This is a genomic window from Neisseria sp. CCUG12390 (assembly GCF_047837985.1).
Classification (GTDB): domain Bacteria; phylum Pseudomonadota; class Gammaproteobacteria; order Burkholderiales; family Neisseriaceae; genus Neisseria.
Map to the genome: position 1 here is coordinate 421,115 of NZ_CP181244.1, position 20,127 is coordinate 441,241.

The 20,127-nt window shown below is 49.9% G+C and carries 18 protein-coding genes and 2 riboswitches; of the genes, 12 read left to right on the forward strand and 6 right to left on the reverse strand.

The genetic code is table 11. From position 1 onward, the window contains the following. Positions 1-27: 27 nt before the first annotated feature. Complete coding sequence (locus ACM67E_RS02045) at positions 28-1,779, reverse strand: M61 family metallopeptidase (RefSeq protein WP_416191986.1); 1,752 nt, start codon at positions 1,777-1,779, stop codon at positions 28-30. A 328-nt stretch (positions 1,780-2,107) separates the two neighbouring features. Here ACM67E_RS02045 and ccoN point away from each other — a divergent pair, with 328 nt between their 5' ends. The 8 genes from ccoN (at position 2,108) to ACM67E_RS02085 (ending at position 9,998) form a co-directional block, all read left to right on the forward strand. Further along, positions 2,108-3,541 carry a cytochrome-c oxidase, cbb3-type subunit I gene (gene ccoN / locus ACM67E_RS02050; RefSeq protein ID WP_416191987.1) on the forward strand — a complete coding sequence of 478 codons (1,434 nt, stop codon included), beginning with the start codon at positions 2,108-2,110 and terminating at the stop codon, positions 3,539-3,541. Between the two features lie 24 nt (positions 3,542-3,565). Then, the gene (ccoO, locus tag ACM67E_RS02055; protein WP_416191988.1) at positions 3,566-4,177 is read left to right on the forward strand and encodes a cytochrome-c oxidase, cbb3-type subunit II; all 612 of its coding nucleotides are present in this window, start codon (positions 3,566-3,568) and stop codon (positions 4,175-4,177) included. A gap of 4 nt (positions 4,178-4,181) precedes the next feature. After that, entirely contained in the window at positions 4,182-4,343 is a 162-nt protein-coding gene (locus ACM67E_RS02060; protein ID WP_416191989.1) for a cbb3-type cytochrome oxidase subunit 3, read from the forward strand. A 30-nt stretch (positions 4,344-4,373) separates the two neighbouring features. Then, positions 4,374-5,771: a cytochrome-c oxidase, cbb3-type subunit III gene (gene ccoP / locus ACM67E_RS02065; protein WP_416191990.1), complete on the forward strand. Its 1,398-nt coding sequence runs from the start codon at positions 4,374-4,376 to the stop codon at positions 5,769-5,771. Between the two features lie 260 nt (positions 5,772-6,031). Further along, a riboswitch (PreQ1 riboswitch) is annotated at positions 6,032-6,077 on the forward strand. A 2-nt stretch (positions 6,078-6,079) separates the two neighbouring features. Continuing rightward, positions 6,080-6,736 carry a 7-cyano-7-deazaguanine synthase QueC gene (queC, locus tag ACM67E_RS02070; protein ID WP_416191991.1) on the forward strand — a complete coding sequence of 219 codons (657 nt, stop codon included), beginning with the start codon at positions 6,080-6,082 and terminating at the stop codon, positions 6,734-6,736. Positions 6,737-6,815: 79 nt separating this feature from the next. Further along, positions 6,816-7,238: a 6-carboxytetrahydropterin synthase QueD gene (gene queD, locus ACM67E_RS02075; RefSeq protein WP_416191992.1), complete on the forward strand. Its 423-nt coding sequence runs from the start codon at positions 6,816-6,818 to the stop codon at positions 7,236-7,238. Further along, positions 7,238-7,870, forward strand: a complete 633-nt coding sequence (locus ACM67E_RS02080) for a 7-carboxy-7-deazaguanine synthase QueE (protein ID WP_416191993.1) — start codon at positions 7,238-7,240, stop codon at positions 7,868-7,870. Before queD ends, ACM67E_RS02080 begins: the two co-directional genes overlap by 1 nt. Positions 7,871-8,414: 544 nt before the next feature. Beyond that, complete coding sequence (locus ACM67E_RS02085; protein ID WP_416191994.1) at positions 8,415-9,998, forward strand: L-lactate permease; 1,584 nt, start codon at positions 8,415-8,417, stop codon at positions 9,996-9,998. A 249-nt stretch (positions 9,999-10,247) separates the two neighbouring features. On the opposite strand, the gene tyrS is transcribed toward ACM67E_RS02085, so the two are convergent. The 3 genes from tyrS to ubiB form a co-directional block, all read right to left on the reverse strand. After that, positions 10,248-11,546, reverse strand: a complete 1,299-nt coding sequence (tyrS, locus tag ACM67E_RS02090; RefSeq protein WP_416191995.1) for a tyrosine--tRNA ligase — start codon at positions 11,544-11,546, stop codon at positions 10,248-10,250. A gap of 71 nt (positions 11,547-11,617) precedes the next feature. Next, complete coding sequence (ychF, locus tag ACM67E_RS02095; RefSeq protein WP_416191996.1) at positions 11,618-12,709, reverse strand: redox-regulated ATPase YchF; 1,092 nt, start codon at positions 12,707-12,709, stop codon at positions 11,618-11,620. 193 nt (positions 12,710-12,902) lie between these two features. Further along, a complete protein-coding gene (gene ubiB, locus ACM67E_RS02100) occupies positions 12,903-14,414 on the reverse strand; it encodes a ubiquinone biosynthesis regulatory protein kinase UbiB (protein WP_416191997.1) in 1,512 nt (503 codons plus the stop codon). A gap of 102 nt (positions 14,415-14,516) precedes the next feature. On the opposite strand from ubiB, the gene ACM67E_RS02105 reads away from it, so the two are divergent. Further along, positions 14,517-14,639, forward strand: coding sequence for a hypothetical protein (locus tag ACM67E_RS02105; RefSeq protein WP_416191998.1), 123 nt, complete (start codon positions 14,517-14,519; stop codon positions 14,637-14,639). A 43-nt stretch (positions 14,640-14,682) separates the two neighbouring features. On the opposite strand, the gene ACM67E_RS02110 is transcribed toward ACM67E_RS02105, so the two are convergent. Continuing rightward, positions 14,683-15,372 (reverse strand): 7-cyano-7-deazaguanine/7-aminomethyl-7-deazaguanine transporter, encoded by a 690-nt coding sequence (locus ACM67E_RS02110; RefSeq protein WP_416191999.1) that lies wholly within the window; start codon positions 15,370-15,372, stop codon positions 14,683-14,685. A gap of 85 nt (positions 15,373-15,457) precedes the next feature. After that, positions 15,458-15,931 carry a preQ(1) synthase gene (queF, locus tag ACM67E_RS02115; protein WP_416192000.1) on the reverse strand — a complete coding sequence of 158 codons (474 nt, stop codon included), beginning with the start codon at positions 15,929-15,931 and terminating at the stop codon, positions 15,458-15,460. Between the two features lie 5 nt (positions 15,932-15,936). Next, positions 15,937-15,981, reverse strand: a riboswitch (PreQ1 riboswitch). Positions 15,982-16,376: 395 nt separating this feature from the next. Here queF and ACM67E_RS02120 point away from each other — a divergent pair. The 3 genes from ACM67E_RS02120 (at position 16,377) to ACM67E_RS02130 (ending at position 20,082) form a co-directional block, all read left to right on the forward strand. Then, entirely contained in the window at positions 16,377-16,871 is a 495-nt protein-coding gene (locus tag ACM67E_RS02120) for a MarR family transcriptional regulator (RefSeq protein ID WP_416192001.1), read from the forward strand. A gap of 40 nt (positions 16,872-16,911) precedes the next feature. Then, positions 16,912-18,315 carry an efflux transporter outer membrane subunit gene (locus ACM67E_RS02125; protein ID WP_416192002.1) on the forward strand — a complete coding sequence of 468 codons (1,404 nt, stop codon included), beginning with the start codon at positions 16,912-16,914 and terminating at the stop codon, positions 18,313-18,315. A gap of 633 nt (positions 18,316-18,948) precedes the next feature. Continuing rightward, positions 18,949-20,082, forward strand: coding sequence for an efflux RND transporter periplasmic adaptor subunit (locus ACM67E_RS02130; RefSeq protein WP_416192717.1), 1,134 nt, complete (start codon positions 18,949-18,951; stop codon positions 20,080-20,082). Positions 20,083-20,127 lie beyond the last annotated feature (45 nt).

Genomic DNA, 20,127 nt, shown 5'->3' on the forward strand with positions numbered 1-20,127 from the left:
CCTGAATATCAAAGGCCGTCTGAAAGTTTAACGGTTGGACAGCCATTTATCCAACAAATCGTGGTCTGCGATTTTCAATAAGGCGGTATCTGCTTCGGCGGCTTGTACGGTAATGTGGGTTTGATGCAGTACGCCTGAGCGGAAAAAGTGCAGCGTGGCGCGTTCGCCGACGGCCAACTGTGCCCATTGCGCAGCCAAATCGGTGCAGGCATAGCCGTTGAGCGCGATGATTTTGTCTTGCGGGCATAAGGCGGCATTTTCTGCGCTGCCGCCGTTGAAAACGTGGGTCAGCGTTACACCGTCGCCGTTTTGTTTGAAACGCGCACCGAAATCGTTTGCCGGTTGGATGCAAACCGTTTCACCGGCCAAGCCGCCTCCGTGATTGCGCGGTAAGGGCTGCCAATCCAATGTTACGCCTGCGCTTGCGAGACATTCTTTTAAGGGCAGGTCGTCGGTGCTGTATAAGGCCGTCTGAAAAAATGAGGCCAAATCCAAGCCGGTGATTTCTTGGCAGCGGATTTGCCATTGTTGTTCCGGAATGCCTTTGCCGGTGTTTTGCCAATCGCGGTAATGCTGCTGCATAACGGTATCCAGCGAATATGCGTCGCCGCTTTTTTGGCGGATAAGCAGATCCAGACACAATGCCGCCAGCGCGCCTTTCTGATAATAGCTGACGATGGCGTTGGGACTGTTTTCATCCTGTTTGTAAAACTTGTTCCAAGCGGTAAAGCTGGATTCGGCTAGCGTCTGTTTCAGACGGCCTTTGGTGTGTTGCACGCGGGTAAGTGCTTGACCGAGCAAGTGCAGATAGGCGTTTTGGTCGATAACGCCGCTGCGTACCAAAAACAGATCGTCATAATATGAGGTAATGCCTTCGAAAGCCCACAATTGCTCGGTATAGCTTTCTTGGTCGAGGTTGTAGGGAATAAAGGCTTCGGGCTTGATGGATTTGACGTTCCACGCATGGAAATATTCGTGGCTGAACAAGCCGAGCAGTTGGGTATAGGCTTCGCCGGCTTCGCCCATATTGTACGGCGGCAGGCTGTTGCGGTCGGCCAAAAGGGCGGTGCTACTGATGTGTTCGAGGCCGCCGTAAATATTGTCGCCGACATGCAGCATGAACAGGTATTCCTGAAACGGTGCGGGTTTGGGGAACATGACCAGTTCGGTTTCGCAAATCTTCTGAATATCACTCATGAAGCGTTCGCGGTCGAAATCGCGGTAAAAGCCGCTTAATGCGATACGGTGGGGAATGCCGCCGGCGGTGAAATTCAAAAATTCAATGTTGCCCATTTCGACGGGATGATCGATCAGCTCGGCATAGGAGGCCGTCTGAAAATTCAGACGACCTGAACAGGGCAGGGTGGAGGCGGTTTGCCATTGGGCGGGCAAGTCTTGCAAGGTTACGCTGTGCGGCAGATTTTCGCGACCGTGTACTTTTAAAAAGATACAGGCTCCGTCAAAAAAGCCCCGTTCGGTTGTCAGATATGCGCCGCGAACCGATAAGTCAAATGCATAAACGGTGTAGCAAATCTGCCACTGGCCGCTTTTGCCGTCTGCGCGCCATTTATTCTTGCTTAATTGCGTCAATGCGACAGCCTGCCCATTGCAAAAAGCAGTTAATTGCGTGATATGGCGGGAAAAATCACGAATCAGATAGCTTCCGGGAACCCAGTTGGGCAGACTGAATTCAATAGGAAAATCATTGTCTTGCTTGAAACTTAATGTAATTTGGTATTCGTGGCTTAATGGCCGTGCGGATATTTCGTAATTAATCATTGCTATTGATATGTTTGTTAAAGTTTATGGATGGGGATGGGTATTCGGAACCGATATTTAATTTACATCAAAAAGTCTTTAAAAAAGACAGTTTGAAAAACCTGGTTTGCCAAAATAATGGGTTGTTTGGCTTAATATATTGATAAGTAAAGATATTTATTTTATAAGTTGGGTGCCTTTCGATTTTGTGCAAGTGTAATATTGCTTGGCTCATCTTTGTATATATGTTAAATTTAGAAAAATTTATACTTTGCCTTCATGTTTTCTACAAAAACGTGAGTGCGGGTAAAATAAAAATTTTCAATTCCCATAATTTATGGAGACTCCCATGGACACACAAACTTACAACTACAAAGTGGTGCGCCAGTTCGCCATCATGACTGTAGTTTGGGGTATCGTAGGTATGCTGGTCGGTGTGATTGTTGCCGCCCAATTATACCTGCCTGCCCTTAATCTATCCGAAATCGGCCCTTGGTTCCACTTCGGCCGTCTGCGTCCTCTGCATACCAATGCGGTGATTTTCGCATTCGGCGGTTGCGGCCTGTTCGCCACTTCTTATTATGTGGTGCAGCGTACCTGTAACACCCGTCTGTTCGGCGGGTGGCTTGTGCCGTTTACTTTTTGGGGTTGGCAGGCTGTGATTGTAGCGGCAGTTATTACATTGCCGATGGGTTTCACGCAAAGTAAAGAATATGCCGAGCTGGAATGGCCGATTGATATTCTGATTACTTTGGTATGGGTAGCTTACGCAATCGTATTCTTCGGTACGATTGCCAAGCGTAAAGTGAAGCACATTTATGTTGCCAACTGGTTTTACGGCGGTTTCATTTTGGCCGTAGCGTTGCTGCACATCGTGAACAATATCAGCATTCCTGCAGGTTTCATGAAGTCTTATCCGGTATATGCGGGTGCGATTGATGCCATGGTTCAGTGGTGGTATGGCCACAATGCCGTAGGTTTCTTTTTGACTGCAGGTTTCTTGGGCATGATGTATTACTTCGTACCGAAACAGGCAGGCCGTCCGGTTTACTCTTACCGCTTGTCTGTGGTGCACTTCTGGGCGTTGATTTTCACTTATATGTGGGCGGGTCCGCACCACCTGCACTACACCGCACTGCCTGACTGGACCCAGTCTTTGGGTATGGTGTTGTCGCTGATTTTGTTCGCACCATCTTGGGGCGGTATGATCAACGGTATCATGACTTTGTCCGGAGCATGGGACAAACTGCGTACCGATCCGATTTTGAAATTCCTGATTGTTTCCCTGTCTTTCTACGGTATGTCGACTTTTGAAGGTCCGATGATGTCGATTAAGACCGTCAACGCTTTGAGCCACTATACTGACTGGACGGTTGCACACGTTCATGCCGGTGCTTTGGGCTGGGTAGGTTTTGTAACCATCGGTTCGATTTACTATCTGATCCCGCGCCTGTTCGGTAAAACTCAAATGTACAGCGTGAAATTGATTGAGGCACACTTCTGGATTGCGACGATCGGTGTGGTATTGTACATCGCCGCAATGTGGATTGCCGGTGTGATGCAGGGTTTGATGTGGGGTTCTTTGAACGATGACGGTACGCTGACCTACTCGTTTGTAGAATCGGTGAAACGAACCATGCCTTATTATGCAATCCGTGTGGTAGGCGGCCTGCTGTATTTGAGCGGTATGTGCATTATGGCGTACAACGTTTACCGTACCGCAATCAGCGGCAGACCTGTTGACGCTGAGATTCCTGCGGTTTCTCAAACCCAACACCACTAAAGTAACGAGAAAGTAGGCTACCAAATGAAACTACAACAATTAGCTGAAGAAAAAGTCGGCTTTCTGATTATTTTTACTGTGATTGTAATCAGTTTCGGCTTGTTGATTGAAGTTGTGCCTTTGTTCGGCACAAAAGCAGTCATCGAACCTGCTCCGGGTGTGAAACCTTATAATGCACTCCAAGTGGCAGGGCGTGATGTCTATATCCGTGAAGGCTGCTACAACTGCCACTCGCAAATGATTCGTCCTTTCCGTGCGGAAACCGAGCGTTACGGCCATTACTCCGTTGCCGGAGAATCTGTTTACGACCGTCCGTTCCAATGGGGTTCGAAACGCACCGGCCCTGATTTGGCGCGTGTGGGCGGCCGTTATTCTGATGAATGGCACCGCATCCACTTGCTGAATCCGCGTGACGTGGTTCCTGAATCCAACATGCCGGCATTCCCGTGGCTGGCACGCAATAAAGTAGACGCTGAAGCAACTGTGGCACGGATGAAGGCATTGCGCGCCGTCGGTACGCCTTACAGCGACGAAGAATTGCAGAAAGCGCCGGAAATGTTGGCGAACAAATCCGAGTTGGATGCAGTGATTGCCTACTTGCAAGGCTTGGGCTTGGCATTGAAAAACGTAAGGTAACATCATGGACATTAACTGGATTCGCTCGCTTTTTACCGTTCTGATATTTGTCAGCTTTATGTTGGTGGTTTATATCGTCTACAGTCGGCGCAATAAGCAGAATTATGACGAAGCAGCCAACAGTATTTTTGATGATAAAGACAAGTCCGAAAAAAACGGGCGATAACCGGTTAATCCGTGATCACGGAGCAAAAGAATGAACACAACATCCCAATTTACCAGTAATTTCTGGAACATATACATTGCCGCCATTGTCCTGCTCAGTTTTATCGGTTTGGCTTGGTTGCTTTTCTCGCAAAATGTCGTGAAAACACCGAAAAAAGGCGAAGAAGTCAAAACAACAGGTCACGAATGGGACGGTATTGAAGAGTATAACAATCCGCTGCCGCGTTGGTGGTTCTGGCTGTATGTACTCACTTGGATTTTCGGTGCCGTTTACTTGGTGCTGTATCCGGGGGTAGGCGACTGGAAAGGTGTTTTGAATTGGACCAGTCATAATCAATACGAAAAAGAAGTGGCGAAAGCAAACGAGCAATACCAGCCGCTTTATGCCAAGTTTGCCAACATGCCGATCGAACAAGTCGCTAAAGATCCGCAAGCGCAACAAATCGGTAAAAACATGTTCGATACCTACTGTATCCAATGCCACGGTTCGGATGCGAAAGGTTCTAAAGGTTTCCCTAATTTGACAGACCATGACTGGTTGTGGGGTGGCGAACCTGCGCAAATTTCCGAAACCATCGAAAAAGGCCGTACCGGCGTGATGGCGGCATGGGGTCCCCAATTGGGTGAAGAACGCGTGAAAGACGTTGCCCACTATGTGATGTCTTTGTCTAAAGGAAAAGACCAGTACGATGAAGAACGTGCGGCGCGCGGACAAGCTCTGTTTAGCGGCCCGCCGGCCAACTGTTTTACCTGTCACGGTGACAAAGGCCAAGGCGTTCAAGGCTTGGGTCCGAACCTGACTGATGATGTGTGGTTGTGGGGCGGTACTCAAAAGACAATTATCGAAACCATTACCAGTGGCCGCCATAACCAAATGCCGGCATGGGGCAATTTCTTGGATAAAGACAAATTGCACATCATGACCGCATATGTGTGGGGTTTGTCGAACAAAGACGGTAAAGCACCGGCCAAAAAAGCTGAGCCTGTTGCCAGTCCGGCCTCTGCCCCTGCAGCAGCTTCGGCTCCGGTTGCGGCAACTGCTTCTGCCACAAGTGCTCCGGCTTCAGCAGAAAATACAGCCCCTGCTACGGATGCTGCTGAAGTGACTTACAACGCCAATGAAGGTGCGGTATTCTTCTTTGCAACCGGTAAAAGCGATGTGGCTGCCAATGCGCCAACCGTGCTAGCTGAACTGATTAAGTCTGCTAAAGACGGTAAACGTCTGGTGGTAAGCGGTTATACCGACAGTACAGGTAATGCGGCTGCAAATGCAGAGTTGTCGAAAAAACGTGCCCAAGCTGTTCAGGCATTTTTTGAAGCACAAGGTGTGAAGACAGAAAATATCGAATTACGCAAACCTGAGAATACTACTGCGGCACAAGGCAACAATGCGAAAGGCCGTCGTGTAGAGGTCAAATTGGAAGGTTAACTTTCTGATGAAAAGCCACTCGAAAGAGTGGCTTTTTTGCGTAGTTAAAATAAGAAAGATGCAAGGCGGTAAGGTGCAGACAGTACGGCAAGCCGCAACCAACGAAGTAGATTTCTGATTTTAGTTCACTGGATTCAGGTATTGGATTTTCAGACGGCCTCACGATTGAATCAGATGTAAAGCATAAAAGGCTGTCTGAAAATCCATTATAATAAGCACGTTTTAAAAAAGGCCGTCTGAAAAGACGGTTTCTTATCATGTCACACGCGGTTCGTAACCCTCCCGCGATACCAAAACTAGGAACCAATATGCATAATCAAAAAGCCTTGGTCATCTTTTCCGGCGGTCAAGATTCTACGACTTGCCTGCTTCAGGCGGTTCAAACCTATGGCCGGGATAATGTCCAAGCCATCACTTTTCACTACGGTCAACGCCATTCAATCGAATTGGAACGCGCGCATTGGATTGCCCGAGACTTGGGCGTCCGGCAAACCGTTTTAGATTTAAGCCTGATGCAGCAGATTACCCACAATGCTTTGATGGAAGAGGGCGCGGAAATTCAGACGGCCTCCAACGGTATGCCCAATACCTTTGTCGATGGCCGCAATGCGCTGTTTCTACTGTATGCCGCTATTTTCGCTAAAGGTCAAAACATCAAACACATCATCGTCGGCGTATGCGAAACCGACTTTTCCGGCTATCCCGACTGTCGCGATGTGTTTGTCAAATCCATGAACGTTACCCTGAATTTGGCGATGGACTACGATTTTCAGATTCATACGCCGCTGATGTATCTGACCAAAGCGCAAACGTGGGCGTTGGCCGATGAATTGGGTTATCTGGATTATGTCCGCGAGCAGACGCATACCTGTTACAACGGCGTAGCAGGCGGCTGCGGCGAATGCCCGAGCTGTATATTGCGCGAGCGCGGCCTGCGGGAATATTTGGCTGAAAAGGCCGTCTGAATTTATATCCTTGTTCCACATTATTCTTGAGGCCGTCTGAAAAGTTTCAGACGGCCTCGAAGAACCAGAATCAAACATCATGAAAATCACCAAAATCTTTACTTTCGATTCGTCGCACATGCTCGACGGTCATGACGGCAAGTGCCAAAACCTGCACGGGCATACTTACCGGCTGGAAGTCACCGTTGCAGACAGCCTGATTCAGGGCGGTGCGAAAGACGGCATGGTGATGGATTTCACCGATTTGAAAGCCATCGTCAAACAAGAAATCACCGAACCGTTCGACCATGCCTTTATTTACGACGGCAGCAATGAACGGGAAAGCCAAATCGCCGCGCTGTTGGAGGGCTGGAACATGAAAACCCTGCGCCTTGACCGCCGCACGACCGCCGAAAACATGACGGTGGAAATGTTCGGCCGTCTGAAAAAAGCAGGTTTGAAGGTGTGCAGCGTCAAACTTTGGGAAACACCGACGTCCTGCGCCGAATACGGGGAGGTGTGATGGTCGCGATTGAACCTGAAAATCCGCAATACCGCATTGTGGAAATCTTCGAAAGCCTGCAAGGGGAGGGCTATAACACCGGTATGCCCGCCGTCTTTATCCGTTTAGGTAAGTGTAATTTAGCTTGTTCTTGGTGTGATACCGATTACCTGAAATTCGAAATGATGAGTTTGAACGAGATTTTAGGCCGTCTGAAAAGTTACAGCGCGCGCAACATCATCATTACCGGCGGGGAACCGACGATTCAGCCGCATTTGGATGCATTGCTGAACGCGCTCAAAGCAGAGGGCTGTTATTTGTGTCTCGAAACCAACGGCCTGAATCCCGCGCCGCCGCAAATCGACTTTGTCGCGACCAGCCCCAAAGCGTGTTACGCGGCCAAATACGCTGAAAGCTGCATTGAAAAAGCCGATGAGGTACGGATTGTTGCAGACGGCGACGTATTGGCGTTTTGCGCCCAAATGGAGCGCAAGATTCAGGCCGAGCATTTTTATTTGTCGCCTTGCGAACAAAACGGCGTGATGAATATTTACGACACCATCCGGCAAATCGGCATACTCAACGGCCGTCCGAATGCCCCTGTACATTGGCAGCTGAGCGTGCAGACGCACAAATGGGCAGGTATCGAATAAACCGTTTGGACATCTCCCGCAGGCCGTCTGAAACATTTTTCAGACGGCCTGCGGTTTTTCGTGAAAAGCAGGTGGATGGTTTGAAAATATCAAAATGTCGGGTATCCGGTTCAGGCGGATCATGCGGATGATTCGGCCGATAAAAACATATCGGGTTCAAGCACTGGCCTGATACTTTTTGAGAAGTATTCTTTTGTAGTCGTTTCATCGCGGTCAAAAAGAACCGGACAAGGTTTCAGACGGCTCCGGTACGGTTTTTCTTAAGGTGCGGAATAAAGTAAAAATAATACTTTTGGATTAATTTCAATAACATATTTATTAAATAAATAATCCGTTTGATTTGAATGCGCTTACCGTTCGGGCAAGAGAAAAAACTTGACCGCTTACATAGGATTACGTAAAGTACCCGCCACAATAAGTAAATTGGTGTGACCGATTTTAAATACGGCTTCCTTAATCGCCGAAGGTTCGGGCTGAATTAAGGCAGGCGTTTTTTCTTTGGTTGTCTTGATTGATGCTTTACATGTAATACAAGGATTTTTGTATGGCACTTTTCCTCAGTATTTTCCCCATCGTCCTGCTGATTTGGCTGATGGTGAAAAAAAACAGTATGCCTTCCTATATCGCGCTGCCGATTGTGGCGGTGTTGATTTATGTGATTAAAATCGCCTATTTCGGCGATGATTTCATGCTGCTGAACGCGACCGCCGCTTCCGGCCTGGTATCGACTTTAACACCGATTACCGTGATTTTCGGCGCGATTATGTTCAACCGCATGATGGAAACCACCGGCTGTATCGATGTGATCCGCAAATGGCTGGCCAACATCAACCCGAATCCGGTGGCGCAGCTGATGATTATCGGCTGGGCGTTTGCCTTTATGATTGAGGGCGCGTCGGGCTTCGGTACGCCTGCCGCGATTGCTGCGCCGATTTTGATGAGCTTGGGCTTCAATCCGTTGAAAGTGGCGATTTTTACATTGGTGATGAACTCGGTGCCGGTATCGTTCGGTGCGGTGGGTACACCGACCTGGTTCGGTTTCGCGCCCTTGAACCTGACGCCGGAAAACATTCTCGAAATCGGTAAGCAAACTGGTATCATGCACTTTTTCGCCGGTTTCATCATCCCGGTCATCGGTCTGAGCTTTATCGTGCCGTGGGCAGAAATCCGCAAAAACATCGTCTTTGTGTACATCAGCATTTTGGCCTGTACCATCCCTTACGTGGCGTTGGCAATGGTCAATGAAGAATTTCCGTCATTGGTGGCCGGTGCAATCGGCCTGTTGATTTCCGTATTTGCCGCCAATCACGGCTGGGGTCTGAGCAAAGACTATCCGAAAGATACAAATGCCGAGAAAGTGCCGTTCGTCCAAGTGGCCAAAGCATTGGCACCTTTGGGTATGCTGATCGGTATGCTGGTGATTACCCGTATCAAACAGCTCGGCATCAAAGGCTTGCTGACCAGCAGCGAACCGTGGTTCAGCTTCTCGCTGCCCGGCTTGAGCGACATTACCGTTACCCAATCGCTGACGATTGTATTCGGCAATATTTTCGGCGAAGCCGTGTCGGAAAAATACCAAACCCTGTATGTACCCGCTTGGATTCCGTTTGTGATTACCGTATGGATCTGTATCCTGCTGTATCAAACCAAGTTCAAAGACGCGTGGACATTCTATGTCGGCACGTTCAACCAAACCAAGAAACCATTGCTTGCCTTGATGGGCGCACTGATTATGGTGAAACTGATGATGGTCGGTGGCGATGATTCAATGGTGAAAATCATCGGTAAAGAATTTGCGGCCATGGCCGGCGACAACTGGATTTACTTCTCGCCGTATCTGGGTGCCATCGGCGCATTCTTCTCAGGTTCCAATACCGTATCCAACCTGACCTTCGGCCCGATTCAGCAGCAAATCGCCTTGGATACTGGTTTGTCGGTAACACTGATTCTGGCATTGCAGTCGGTTGGTGGCGCGATGGGTAATATGGTGTGTATCAACAACATCATCGCCGTGTGCTCGGTGTTGGGTATCGACAAAGCCGAAGGTTCGATTATCAAGAAAACCGTCATTCCGATGTCGATTTACGGTGTGATTGCCGTCGTGGTTGCATTGATTTTCTTCTTATAATCAAGCGTTGGCACTCAATCGAAATGCCGTCTGAAAAATTTCAGACGGCATTTTTTGATAAGTTGATGCAAAAACAATCAGGCCGTCTGAAAATGTTTTTCAGACGGCCTGAACCTTTTCTTTTTACGCACTCCTCAATCTAAAATCATACGGTTATCTGCACGGAAAATATTTTGACCGCACCCGACCCAGATACAGAAAGGCCGTCTGAAAAATATTTTCAGACGGCCTTGCATCACTTCTTCAATCCTATTTCCACACCAGCAGCGCGTGGTTGCGTTTGCCGCGTTTGATGATGGTGTATTTGCCGAAGCGTTTGTGCGCGTCGGTAAGCAGGTAGGCATCGTCGGGTTTTTCCGGCGAAAAGTCGGCGTTGTTCGCTTCGCTGACTGTTTCTCCGTTGATGACTACCGCTTTGTTTTTCACGAACTCGCGCGCTTCTTTGTTGGACTTCGCCAAACCGCTCAAAACCAAAGCTTCCACCACGTTCAGACGGCCTTCGGCTGCAACGGCGGGCAGGCCGTCGAGGGCGAGTTGGGCGTAGTCGTTTTCGGTCAGGCCGCTTTCGTCGCCCGAAAACAGGCTTTCGGTGATGCGTTGCGCGGCTTTCAGGGCTTCTTCGCCGTGGATCAGGCGGGTCATTTCTTCGGCCAGAATACGCTGCGCTTCGGGCTTGGTGCCGCTCTCTTTGTCTTTCGCTTCGATTTCGTCAATCTGTTCGATGGTCAGGAACGTGAAGTATTTCAGGAACTTATACACATCGGCATCGGCCACTTTCAACCAGAACTGGTAAAACTGATACGGCGAGGTTTTCTGCGCATTGAGCCATACCGCGCCGCCTTCGGTCTTGCCGAATTTGGTGCCGTCGGATTTGGTTACCAGCGGCAGGGTCAGGCCGAACACCTGTTTCTGGTTCAGACGGCGTGTGGTGTCGATGCCCCAAGTGATGTTGCCCCACTGGTCGGAACCGCCGATTTGCAGAACCACATTGTGGCGGCGGTTTAATTCCGAAAAATCATAGCCTTGCAAGAGTGCGTAGGAAAATTCGGTAAACGAAATGCCCACGTCGTCGCGCTCGATGCGCTGTTTGACCGACTCTTTCGCCAGCATCGCGTTCACGGAAAAATGCTTGCCGATGTCGCGCAGAAAGTCCAAGCAGCCCATGCCGCCGAACCAGTCGTAATTGTTCGCCATCACCGCCGCGTTATCGCCCTCAAAACTCAAAAACGGTTTGAGCTGGCCGCGGATGCTTTCCACCCAGCCCTGCACGGTTTCGGTGGAATTCAGACTGCGCTCGACCGCCTTGAAACTCGGGTCGCCGATCATGCCCGTCGCCCCGCCCACCAGCGCAACCGGCGTATGCCCCGCCTGCTGGAAACGGCGCAAGGCCAATACGGGCAGCAGATGGCCGATATGCAGGCTGTCGGCGGTGGGATCGAAACCGCAGTAGAGCGCGATTTTCTGTTCGCTCAACAAGGTTTCGAGGGTTTCAAAGTCGGTGGTTTGCGCGATCAGGCCGCGCAATTGGAGGTCTTTTAATACGTTCATTTTTATTCCGTTTGATTTTCAGACGGCCTTTATCCAGTCTAAGGCCGTCTGAAAACTTCAATCAACAATCATCACACATTAAACAAAAAGTGCATCACATCTCCGTCTTTCACCACATATTCCTTGCCTTCCACGCGCATTTTGCCGGCTTCTTTGGCTTTGGCTTCGCCGCCTAAGGCCACAAAATCTTCATAGGCGATGACTTGGGCACGGATGAAGCCGCGTTCGAAATCGGTATGGATGACGCCGGCGGCTTGGGGGGCGGTGTCGCCTTTGCGGATTGTCCATGCGCGGACTTCTTTTACACCGGCGGTGAAGTAGGTTTGCAGACCGAGCAGGTCGTAGCCTGCGCGGATCAGACGGTTGAGGCCGGGTTCTTCCAAGCCCATTTCGGCGAGAAACTCGGCTTTTTCTTCGTCTTCGAGTTCGGCGATTTCGCTTTCCATCGCGGCGCATACGGCGACGACGGGGGCGTTTTCTTTGGCGGCCAGTTCTTTCAGGCGGTCGAGATGGGGGTTGTTTTCAAAGCCGTTTTCGGCGACATTGCCGACGTACATCGCGGGTTTGGCGGTGAGCAGGAACAGGGGGCGCAACATGGCGAGTTGTTCCGCGTCGAGACCGAACGAGCGCACGGGTTTGCCTTCGTCCAAATGCGGCAGCAGCTTTTTGCACAAATCCACCAGTTTTTGCGCGTCTTTGTCGCCGCTGCGTGCACGTTTTTCTTCGCGGACGATGGCTTTCTCCACGCTAGCCAAGTCGGCCAAAGCCAGCTCGGTGCCGATGGTTTCGATGTCGGCAATGGGGTCAACCTTGCCGGCGACGTGGACAATATTGTCGTCGTCGAAACAGCGCACTACGTTCACAATCGCGTCGGTTTCGCGGATGTTGGCGAGAAACTGGTTGCCCAAGCCTTCGCCTTTGCTGGCACCGGCCACCAAGCCGGCGATGTCCACAAATTCCACGATGGCGGGCTGCATTTTCTGCGGGTTGACGATTTTCGCCAGCTCGGCCATGCGCGGGTCGGGCACTTCGACGATGCCGACGTTGGGTTCGATGGTGCAGAAGGGGTAGTTGGCCGCTTCGATGCCCGATTGGGTCAGCGCGTTGAACAGGGTGGATTTGCCGACGTTGGGTAGGCCGACGATGCCGCATTTTAAGCTCATGTTTTTTCCTGATATTTGCTGAAATTTTCAAACGTGGGATTATAGCATAATTCGTCCGCTCTTTAAGACGGAAAGGCCGTCTGAAAAGTATTGTGATGTTGCGGTGGGTTGTTTTTCAGACGGCATGAATGAATGGTTTGAACCGTTTGGATAAAGGCCGTCTGAAACTTTATTTTTTTCAGACGGCCTGTGTTTATTTGAAAACCAAAATCAGCAGCAGGGCAACGGCAATCAAACCGAGCCACAGGCTTTGGCGTTGCTGCACCTTAATCAGGTGCAGGTAGGCATCGCGCATTTCCTGCTGGCGGTTTTCATCCACCAGCGCGTTGAGTTTGCGCGGCAGGCTCGGCAGGATTTGCGCCCAGTCGGGGGCTTCGTTTTTCAGATTGTTGAGCAGGGCTTTGGGGCCGATTTGTTCGTTCATCCATTTGGTCAGGAACGGCTTGGCGGTGGCCCACAAATCCAAATCGGGGTCGAGCTGGCGGCCGAGGCCTTCGATGTTGAGCAGGGTTTTTTGCAGCAACACGAGCTGCGGCTGGATTTCGACGTTGAAACGGCGGCTGACTTCAAACAGGCGCATCAGCACCAGGCCGAACGAAATCTGCGAAATCGGTTTGTTGAAAATCGGTTCGCACACGCTGCGCACGGCGGCTTCGAGTTCTTCCGCGCGCGTGTCGGCCGGCACCCAGCCCGATTCGATGTGGGCGGTGGCGACGCGGTGGTAGTCGCGGTTGAAGAAGGCGAGAAAGTTGATGGCGAGATAGCGTTTATCATAGTCGGTCAGGCTGCCGACGATGCCGAAGTCGAGTGCGATGTAGCGGTTGTCGTCGGCCACGAGGATATTGCCCGGGTGCATGTCGGCGTGGAAAAATCCGTCACGGAAGACTTGGGTGAAGAAGATTTCCACGCCGTAATCGGCGAGTTTTTTCAAATCGATGCCTTTGGCTTTGAGCGTGGCAACGTCGGAGACGGGCGTGCCGTCCATCCATTCGATGGTCAGCACGTCGCGGCTGCAATAGTCGTAAAATACTTTCGGCACAATCAGCATACCGCTGTCTTTGAAATTGCGGTAAAGTTGGCTGGCGTTGGCGGCTTCGCGCATCAAGTCCAGTTCGTCGTGCAGGTATTTGTCGAACTCGGCCACCACTTCGCGCGGTTTCAGACGTTTGCCATCTGAAAACAGGCGTTCGATCCAGCCTGCTCCCAGGCGCATGAGCGCCAAGTCCTGTTCGATAACGGGCAGAATATTCGGACGCAAGACTTTGACCGCCACTTCTTCGCCGCTGTGCAGACGGGCTTTGTGGACTTGGGCAATCGATGCGCTGGCAACGGGTTCGGTTTCGAATTCTGCGTAAAGTTCGCCGATAGGCCTGCCCAAGGCTTTTTCGATTTGGCTGCGCGACAGTTGCGCATCAAACGGCGGCACTTTATCTTGCAGCTTGGCCAGTTCGACCGCGTAATCATGCGGAATCAGATCGGGGCGCGTGGACAAAACCTGCCCGAATTTGATGAAAATCGGCCCGAGGCTTTCCAATGCCAAACGCAGGCGGACGGGCAGGGTTTCGTGCCGGTATTCGGTGGATTGGGGCAGACGGGCAATCAGGTTGCGCAGCCACTCTTGGCGGATATGGCCGGAGAACAAATCGGCCAGCCCGTAAAGATAGAGGGTGCGGAAGATGGTTTGGATGCGTTTGAGCCATTTCATGATGGGCATTCGGTTGCGCTGAAAATCCAAGGATTATAAAGCATTGCGGTGTGTTGCGCCAAAGATTGCGGGCGTGGCGGGCGGTTGGGAAATGACGTTTTTATGTTGCGGTGGTACAACATCGGGATTTCAGACGGCCTGTTTGCGCGTCTGAATGTGGGGATAAGTGCTTTGGGGCGGTTTGTGATTCGGGGAAGGGATTTTCAACGTCCCGTTATGGTTTGAAAAGAGGGGAAGAGCGGATGCCAATCCGTCTTCCCTCTTTATATTAATCTGCGGCTGCCTCGGCACGATTCATGTTGAGCGGCGAATCGGTCTGCTGCAGCGACGTGAGCTTGCGCGTCAGTATATTCAGAATCACGCCGTAGGCAGGCAGGAAAAACAGGGTGCAGATGGCGAGTTTGAACAGGTAATCGACAAAGGCAATCTCCGGCCAATGCTGCGCCATGAAGGTATCGCTGCTGGCGTAAAATGCCACGCCGAAGAATACGAGCGTATCCAATGCGTTACCTAAAATGGTTGATGCGGTAGGTGCAATCCACCATGCTTTCAGACGGCGTAAGCGGTTGAAAACAAAAATATCGAGAAACTGGCCGAGTGCGTAGGCGGCGAAGCTGGCAAGGGCGATGCGGCCGACGAAGGTGTTGAAAGCGGCCAATGATGCCCAGCCCGTCCACCTGCCTTCGCTGAACAGTACGGAGAATATATAAGAGAGCAGCAGGGCGGGAAACATGACCCAAAAAATAATCCGGCGCGCCAGCCGCGAACCAAAAATGCGGACGGTCAAATCCGTCGCCAAAAATATAAACGGAAAAGTCAGCGCGCCCCAAGTGGAATGCACGCCGAAGATTTCAAACGGAAACTGCACCAGATAGTTGCTGGAGGCGATGATGAGAATATGGAATAAAACGAGCCAAAACAGGGCTTTTTTCTGTTGGGCTTGGGTAAACTGATACATGCTTGTCTTTCGGAAACGGCTTTCAGACGGCCTGTATAAAAAGAATGAGGCCGTCTGAAAAAGAATTTGGTTTTTTTAAATGGATTCAGTATGTATCGTGTTCGAACAGGCGTTTGCGTGCCAGTGCTTCAAACTCGGTACCTGCTTTGCCGTAGTTGGCAAAAGGATGGATGGCGATGCCGCCGCGCGGCGTGAACTCGCCATATACTTCGATGTATTTCGGCTCCATCAGCGCGATAAGGTCTTTCATGATGATGTTGACACAGTCTTCGTGAAAATCGCCGTGGTTGCGGAAGCTGAACAGATAAAGTTTCAGCGATTTGCTTTCCACCATTTTGATGTGCGGAATATAGCGGATGTAGATGGTGGCGAAATCCGGCTGGCCGGTCATCGGGCACAAACTGGTGAATTCGGGGCAGATGAATTTGACGAAATAGTCGTTGCCGGGGTGTTTATTGTCGAATGCTTCCAAGATGTCGGGAGCGTATCCGGTCGGGTATTGGGTTTGCTGGTTGCCCAATAAAGAGATACCGCTTAATTCTTCGGTGTTGCGGGACATTTTCGGTTTCCTTAGTTTTTTAATGTGGGAGGTTTTCGAACCACGGTGTCCTTATTTTAAAGGAAAAGCATCATGTTGTGTGCATTTGGCAGAATAAGCGGGAATGTTTGAGTGAACTAATATCAAGATTCGGGTTCTAAAGCGAAATATGCTCATGACAATTATGTTTGTTGTGTGATGATTTCATTGGTTTTAATCAGTATGTGAAGTCAGCCGGACAAACGGAAAAAAAAACGGTTAGCGGCATGTAATCTGCATAATTAAGCCCGTTTGTATTTTGTCTAAACCGATTATCAGATTTTTTATTAGAAAAATAATCAGCTGAATTAATATGGTGATAAATAGTAAGTAGTTGGTATTTTAAGGCAAATGATTATGTCATAATACGGTTTGCCGCAAAATTCAAAACATCATCCATTCATCCATTTCAAGAAGAGAATATACAATGAGTTTTTCACAAGTTGAATTAATTAATGCTTTGCGTTTGTTGTCGGGCCGATTGTCCGAGTTTTCCGAGCAGCAAACTCAGTCCGGCCGCTTGTTGCGTGTTGTGACCGAGCGCTTGAGCAGCCGTTTGAACGAAAGCCTGAAAGTTTTCGGCATCAATGAAAATTTATGGTTTGCCATGATGGCCATTTACGTCAGCCCCAACAACGAGATTCTTCCTTCACGTTTGAGCGACCTGATGGATCTGACTCGAACCAGCGCAACCCGCTTGTCGGATGAGATGGTCGAACGCGGTTGGATAGAGCGCCACATCAACCAACAAGACCGTCGGCAGATTGTGTTAAAATTGACGCCTGAGGGTGAATCGTTTATCCAGAAAGTTTGGCCGCAGATTTCAAGCAAAAGCGGAGAAGCCTGGCAGGATTACACCAGTCATGATTACGAGCAGCTGCAATACCTGCTGACCAAACTGTTAAACCGTTTGGATGGCTGAACAGGCGTTGTCGGTTGCAAATGCTAACGACGGAGTCTGTATGAAATTCGGAATTGCCAAATCGGGCATGGTGGTTTTGTCGGCGTTGACGCTGGCGGCCTGTGCCCAATTCGGCCGGCAAGCACCGTTGGATATTCCAACGGTGCATTCTTTATCTCAAGGGGAGTCGGTAAAGGGGCAAAATGCCTGGTGGCTGCAATTGCAGGATAAGAAACTCAATGCCCTGATTGCCCGAGCTGTTCAAACTTCTCCCGATTTACGCATTGCCAAAGCGCGTTTTGAGCAGGCTCAGGCGCAGTTGGGGATAACCGGAGCGGCGGGTCAGCCCCAAGCAGGGCTGGTCGGTGAGGGGTTGGCTCTTTATGCCGCACCGAAACCCTCTTCGAATCAGGGGCAGACGGACAATCATCTGTTGTTGGCCAATTTAGCTTTGCAGGGCAGTTGGACATTCGATTTCTGGGGAAAAAACCGCCGGCAAGTCGCCTCGGTGTTGGGCAAGCGTCAGGCGGTATTATACGAAGCCCATCAGGCGCGCAATGAATTGGCCCATGCGGTTGCCGCACAATATTTCGTTTGGCAGGCATTGGCCGAACAGCAGGCGTTGCTGAATCAGCGGATAGAATTGGCAGGAAAAATGCAGCAATTGGTCAAACGCAGAATCAATGCCAAGCTGATGCCGTCTGAAACGGTTTACCCGATAGAATTGGCCATGCAGCGTTTGGAGTTGGAGAAAATCGAGCTGGAGAAAAAACAGCTTAAAATCCGTCACAGCTTAGCGGCCTTGACCGGGAATACCCCTGCAGGACTGAATATTGCAGAGCCTTCCAAAGCTGCGGTTGTACCTGTATTGCCGGTCGGCGGGCTGTATGCCGATTTATTGTCTGCCAGACCGGATGTTGCTGCACAAAAAGCCTTGCTGACTTCGCGTTACCATAAGGTCAAATCGGCCGAAGCGGAATTTTATCCCAATATCGAACTCAAAGTTTTAGCCGGATTGGCGCACATTGATGCGTTTGATGTCGTGCGTGGCAAAGCATCAGGCGTGCTGGGAGTGGCACCTGCGCTGCATCTGCCTGTTTTCACTTCCGGTGCACTGCAATCCCGTCTGGCCGGCCGGCGTGCCGAATATAACGAGCAGGTTGCGGTTTACGACCGTACGGTGCTGAATGCCATGCGTTCGGCGGCCGATGCCATTGCCGATTACCAAAGCCAGCAGGCGCAGCAGCCGGTATGGGAAAAAATGCTGAAAGTTGCTGAACAGTCCGTCCGTTCCGCACAGGGTAGGGTAAGGGCAGGGTTGGAAAACGGTTTGCCGGGAATGAAACTGCAGGATGAGGTTCTCAGGCTTAAAATGCAAGCTACCCAGCAAAAAGCGGAGCTTTTAACAGCATGGAGTAATGTGCACCTACAGTTGGGAGGCGGGTTTAGATCCAATGCCAAGTAGGGTAAATGTAAACAGCTTATTGAATAATCATTGTGGTTTGATAATGCTTTGATTTTATTTGAGTCATCAAGGAAATTCAGACGGACAGGCATCGATGCAGGCCGTCTGAAATATTTTCATATCAGGTGTTTCACTATTGTTCAGTAGACTTGTTGCTAAGTTATTGAAAATACCTTGCTATGATTGAATATTCTTTGATGAGCTGTTTTATTCACAGAGGCCGTCTGAAATTTCAGACGGCCTTTTTGTGGATTTTGTACATATTTCTTTGAAGGTAAAATAATGATAGGGAGTGATGTTGCTTTACGAACGTTTTCTGTGGTGATGTGAAACTTTACATTTTAAAAAGGCAGGCCTGCAAAGGAGATGACGAAAAATAATAATCTTCTCAAATGGCAAATAAGTAAGGGGGCTTGATTGGTCTAAAGGTAAAATATAAAATAAGTCGGATAAGTTTTTTTGTTTGAATTTGAAAATTACTTTATTTATTAATGATTTATAGTGATAGTTATTAAAGGTTATAATAAATAAAACAACAGAACAATCGGTTTTTAAATTTCCAAATCGGGATTCAGTATACTCATGGATATAAAACAAGATACGCCGCAAACACAAAAAGTTCCCCCATCAGAGATGATGGCAGAGACAAATCATCGGCTCAAATTCAATCTGGCCATTGCAACCCTGCTTTTTATCGTTATTGCGCTGGGCGTTGCATTGGCTTATTTTTTGATATTGGAAAATGAGGAAGAGACCGAAGAGGCCTATGTTGCAGGCCATTTGGTCCAAATAACGCCGCAAGTGGGCGGTACGATACGCAGAGTCATGGCTGATGATACTGATGTCGTGAAAAAAGGTGATGTATTAATCATTTTGGATGACAGTGATTTCCAGTTGGCTTATGAGCGTGCGCAAAACGAATTGATTCAAGCGATCCGTCAGAACAAGCAGCAAACGGCAGGCAGCTCCCAAACCAAAGCAGAGGTGTTGTTGCGTAAGGCTGAGTTGGCTAAAGCACAGGCGGATTTAAGGCGTCGCGAATCATTGGCCGGAACGGATGCGATTTCAGGTGAAGAACTCAGCCATGCGCGTGCCGCAGTGGTACAGGCTCAGGCGGCACTCAAGGCCGTAGAGGCGCAGGAGGCGGCAGCGCAGGCTGCTCTGGGAAGTAATATTCCGTTGCGTCAGCAGCCTGCGGTTCAGACGGCCATCAGTCATATCAAAGATGCATGGTTGAACCTTCAGCGTACTCAAATCCGTTCTCCTATGGCAGGTCAGATTGCCAAACGTAATGCGCAGGTCGGCCAGAATATCCAGCAAGGCGCAGCATTAATGGCAGTTGTGCCGCTGAATAACTTATGGGTTGATGCCAGTTTTGAAGAGCAGCAATTGCGTAAGATGAAAATCGGCCAGCCTGTGCAGATGGTGGCGGAGTTATATGGCGACAAAGTAGTTTATCACGGCAAGGTAATGGGTTTGTCCGCAGGAGCGGGCAATGTTTTTTCACGGACTTCATCGCAGGATACAGCCGGTAACTCAGTGTATCGTGTGCCGGTACGAATCAGTCTGGATGAGAAAGAGTTAGCAGCCAACCCGTTGCGCGTGGGATTCTCCATGACGGTAACCGTTGATGTATCCGCTGCCGGTACCGGTAAAACCATGGTGGCGGCGGCAGAAAAAAATACCGCCTTGCCTGAAGCCGAGGCAGTGGATTGGACGGCCGCAGATGCGCTGGTTGAGCAGATTTTTGAAAAATATGCGAAGTAATGTTTTCAGACGGCCTTTTTTATGTATCAAGGCCGTCTGAATGTG

Excerpts from the sequence above, each read along its gene's own strand:
- ACM67E_RS02045 (WP_416191986.1), bottom strand. The coding sequence starts at position 1,779 with ATGATTAATTACGAAATATCCGCACGGCCATTAAGCCACGAATACCAA.
- ccoN (WP_416191987.1), top strand. The coding sequence starts at position 2,108 with ATGGACACACAAACTTACAACTACAAAGTGGTGCGCCAGTTCGCCATC.
- ccoO (WP_416191988.1), top strand. The coding sequence starts at position 3,566 with ATGAAACTACAACAATTAGCTGAAGAAAAAGTCGGCTTTCTGATTATT.
- ACM67E_RS02060 (WP_416191989.1), top strand. The coding sequence starts at position 4,182 with ATGGACATTAACTGGATTCGCTCGCTTTTTACCGTTCTGATATTTGTC.
- ccoP (WP_416191990.1), top strand. The coding sequence starts at position 4,374 with ATGAACACAACATCCCAATTTACCAGTAATTTCTGGAACATATACATT.
- queC (WP_416191991.1), top strand. The coding sequence starts at position 6,080 with ATGCATAATCAAAAAGCCTTGGTCATCTTTTCCGGCGGTCAAGATTCT.
- queD (WP_416191992.1), top strand. The coding sequence starts at position 6,816 with ATGAAAATCACCAAAATCTTTACTTTCGATTCGTCGCACATGCTCGAC.
- ACM67E_RS02080 (WP_416191993.1), top strand. The coding sequence starts at position 7,238 with ATGGTCGCGATTGAACCTGAAAATCCGCAATACCGCATTGTGGAAATC.
- ACM67E_RS02085 (WP_416191994.1), top strand. The coding sequence starts at position 8,415 with ATGGCACTTTTCCTCAGTATTTTCCCCATCGTCCTGCTGATTTGGCTG.
- tyrS (WP_416191995.1), bottom strand. The coding sequence starts at position 11,546 with ATGAACGTATTAAAAGACCTCCAATTGCGCGGCCTGATCGCGCAAACC.
- ychF (WP_416191996.1), bottom strand. The coding sequence starts at position 12,709 with ATGAGCTTAAAATGCGGCATCGTCGGCCTACCCAACGTCGGCAAATCC.
- ubiB (WP_416191997.1), bottom strand. The coding sequence starts at position 14,414 with ATGAAATGGCTCAAACGCATCCAAACCATCTTCCGCACCCTCTATCTT.
- ACM67E_RS02105 (WP_416191998.1), top strand. The coding sequence starts at position 14,517 with ATGTTGCGGTGGTACAACATCGGGATTTCAGACGGCCTGTTTGCGCGT.
- ACM67E_RS02110 (WP_416191999.1), bottom strand. The coding sequence starts at position 15,372 with ATGTATCAGTTTACCCAAGCCCAACAGAAAAAAGCCCTGTTTTGGCTC.
- queF (WP_416192000.1), bottom strand. The coding sequence starts at position 15,931 with ATGTCCCGCAACACCGAAGAATTAAGCGGTATCTCTTTATTGGGCAAC.
- ACM67E_RS02120 (WP_416192001.1), top strand. The coding sequence starts at position 16,377 with ATGAGTTTTTCACAAGTTGAATTAATTAATGCTTTGCGTTTGTTGTCG.
- ACM67E_RS02125 (WP_416192002.1), top strand. The coding sequence starts at position 16,912 with ATGAAATTCGGAATTGCCAAATCGGGCATGGTGGTTTTGTCGGCGTTG.
- ACM67E_RS02130 (WP_416192717.1), top strand. The coding sequence starts at position 18,949 with ATGATGGCAGAGACAAATCATCGGCTCAAATTCAATCTGGCCATTGCA.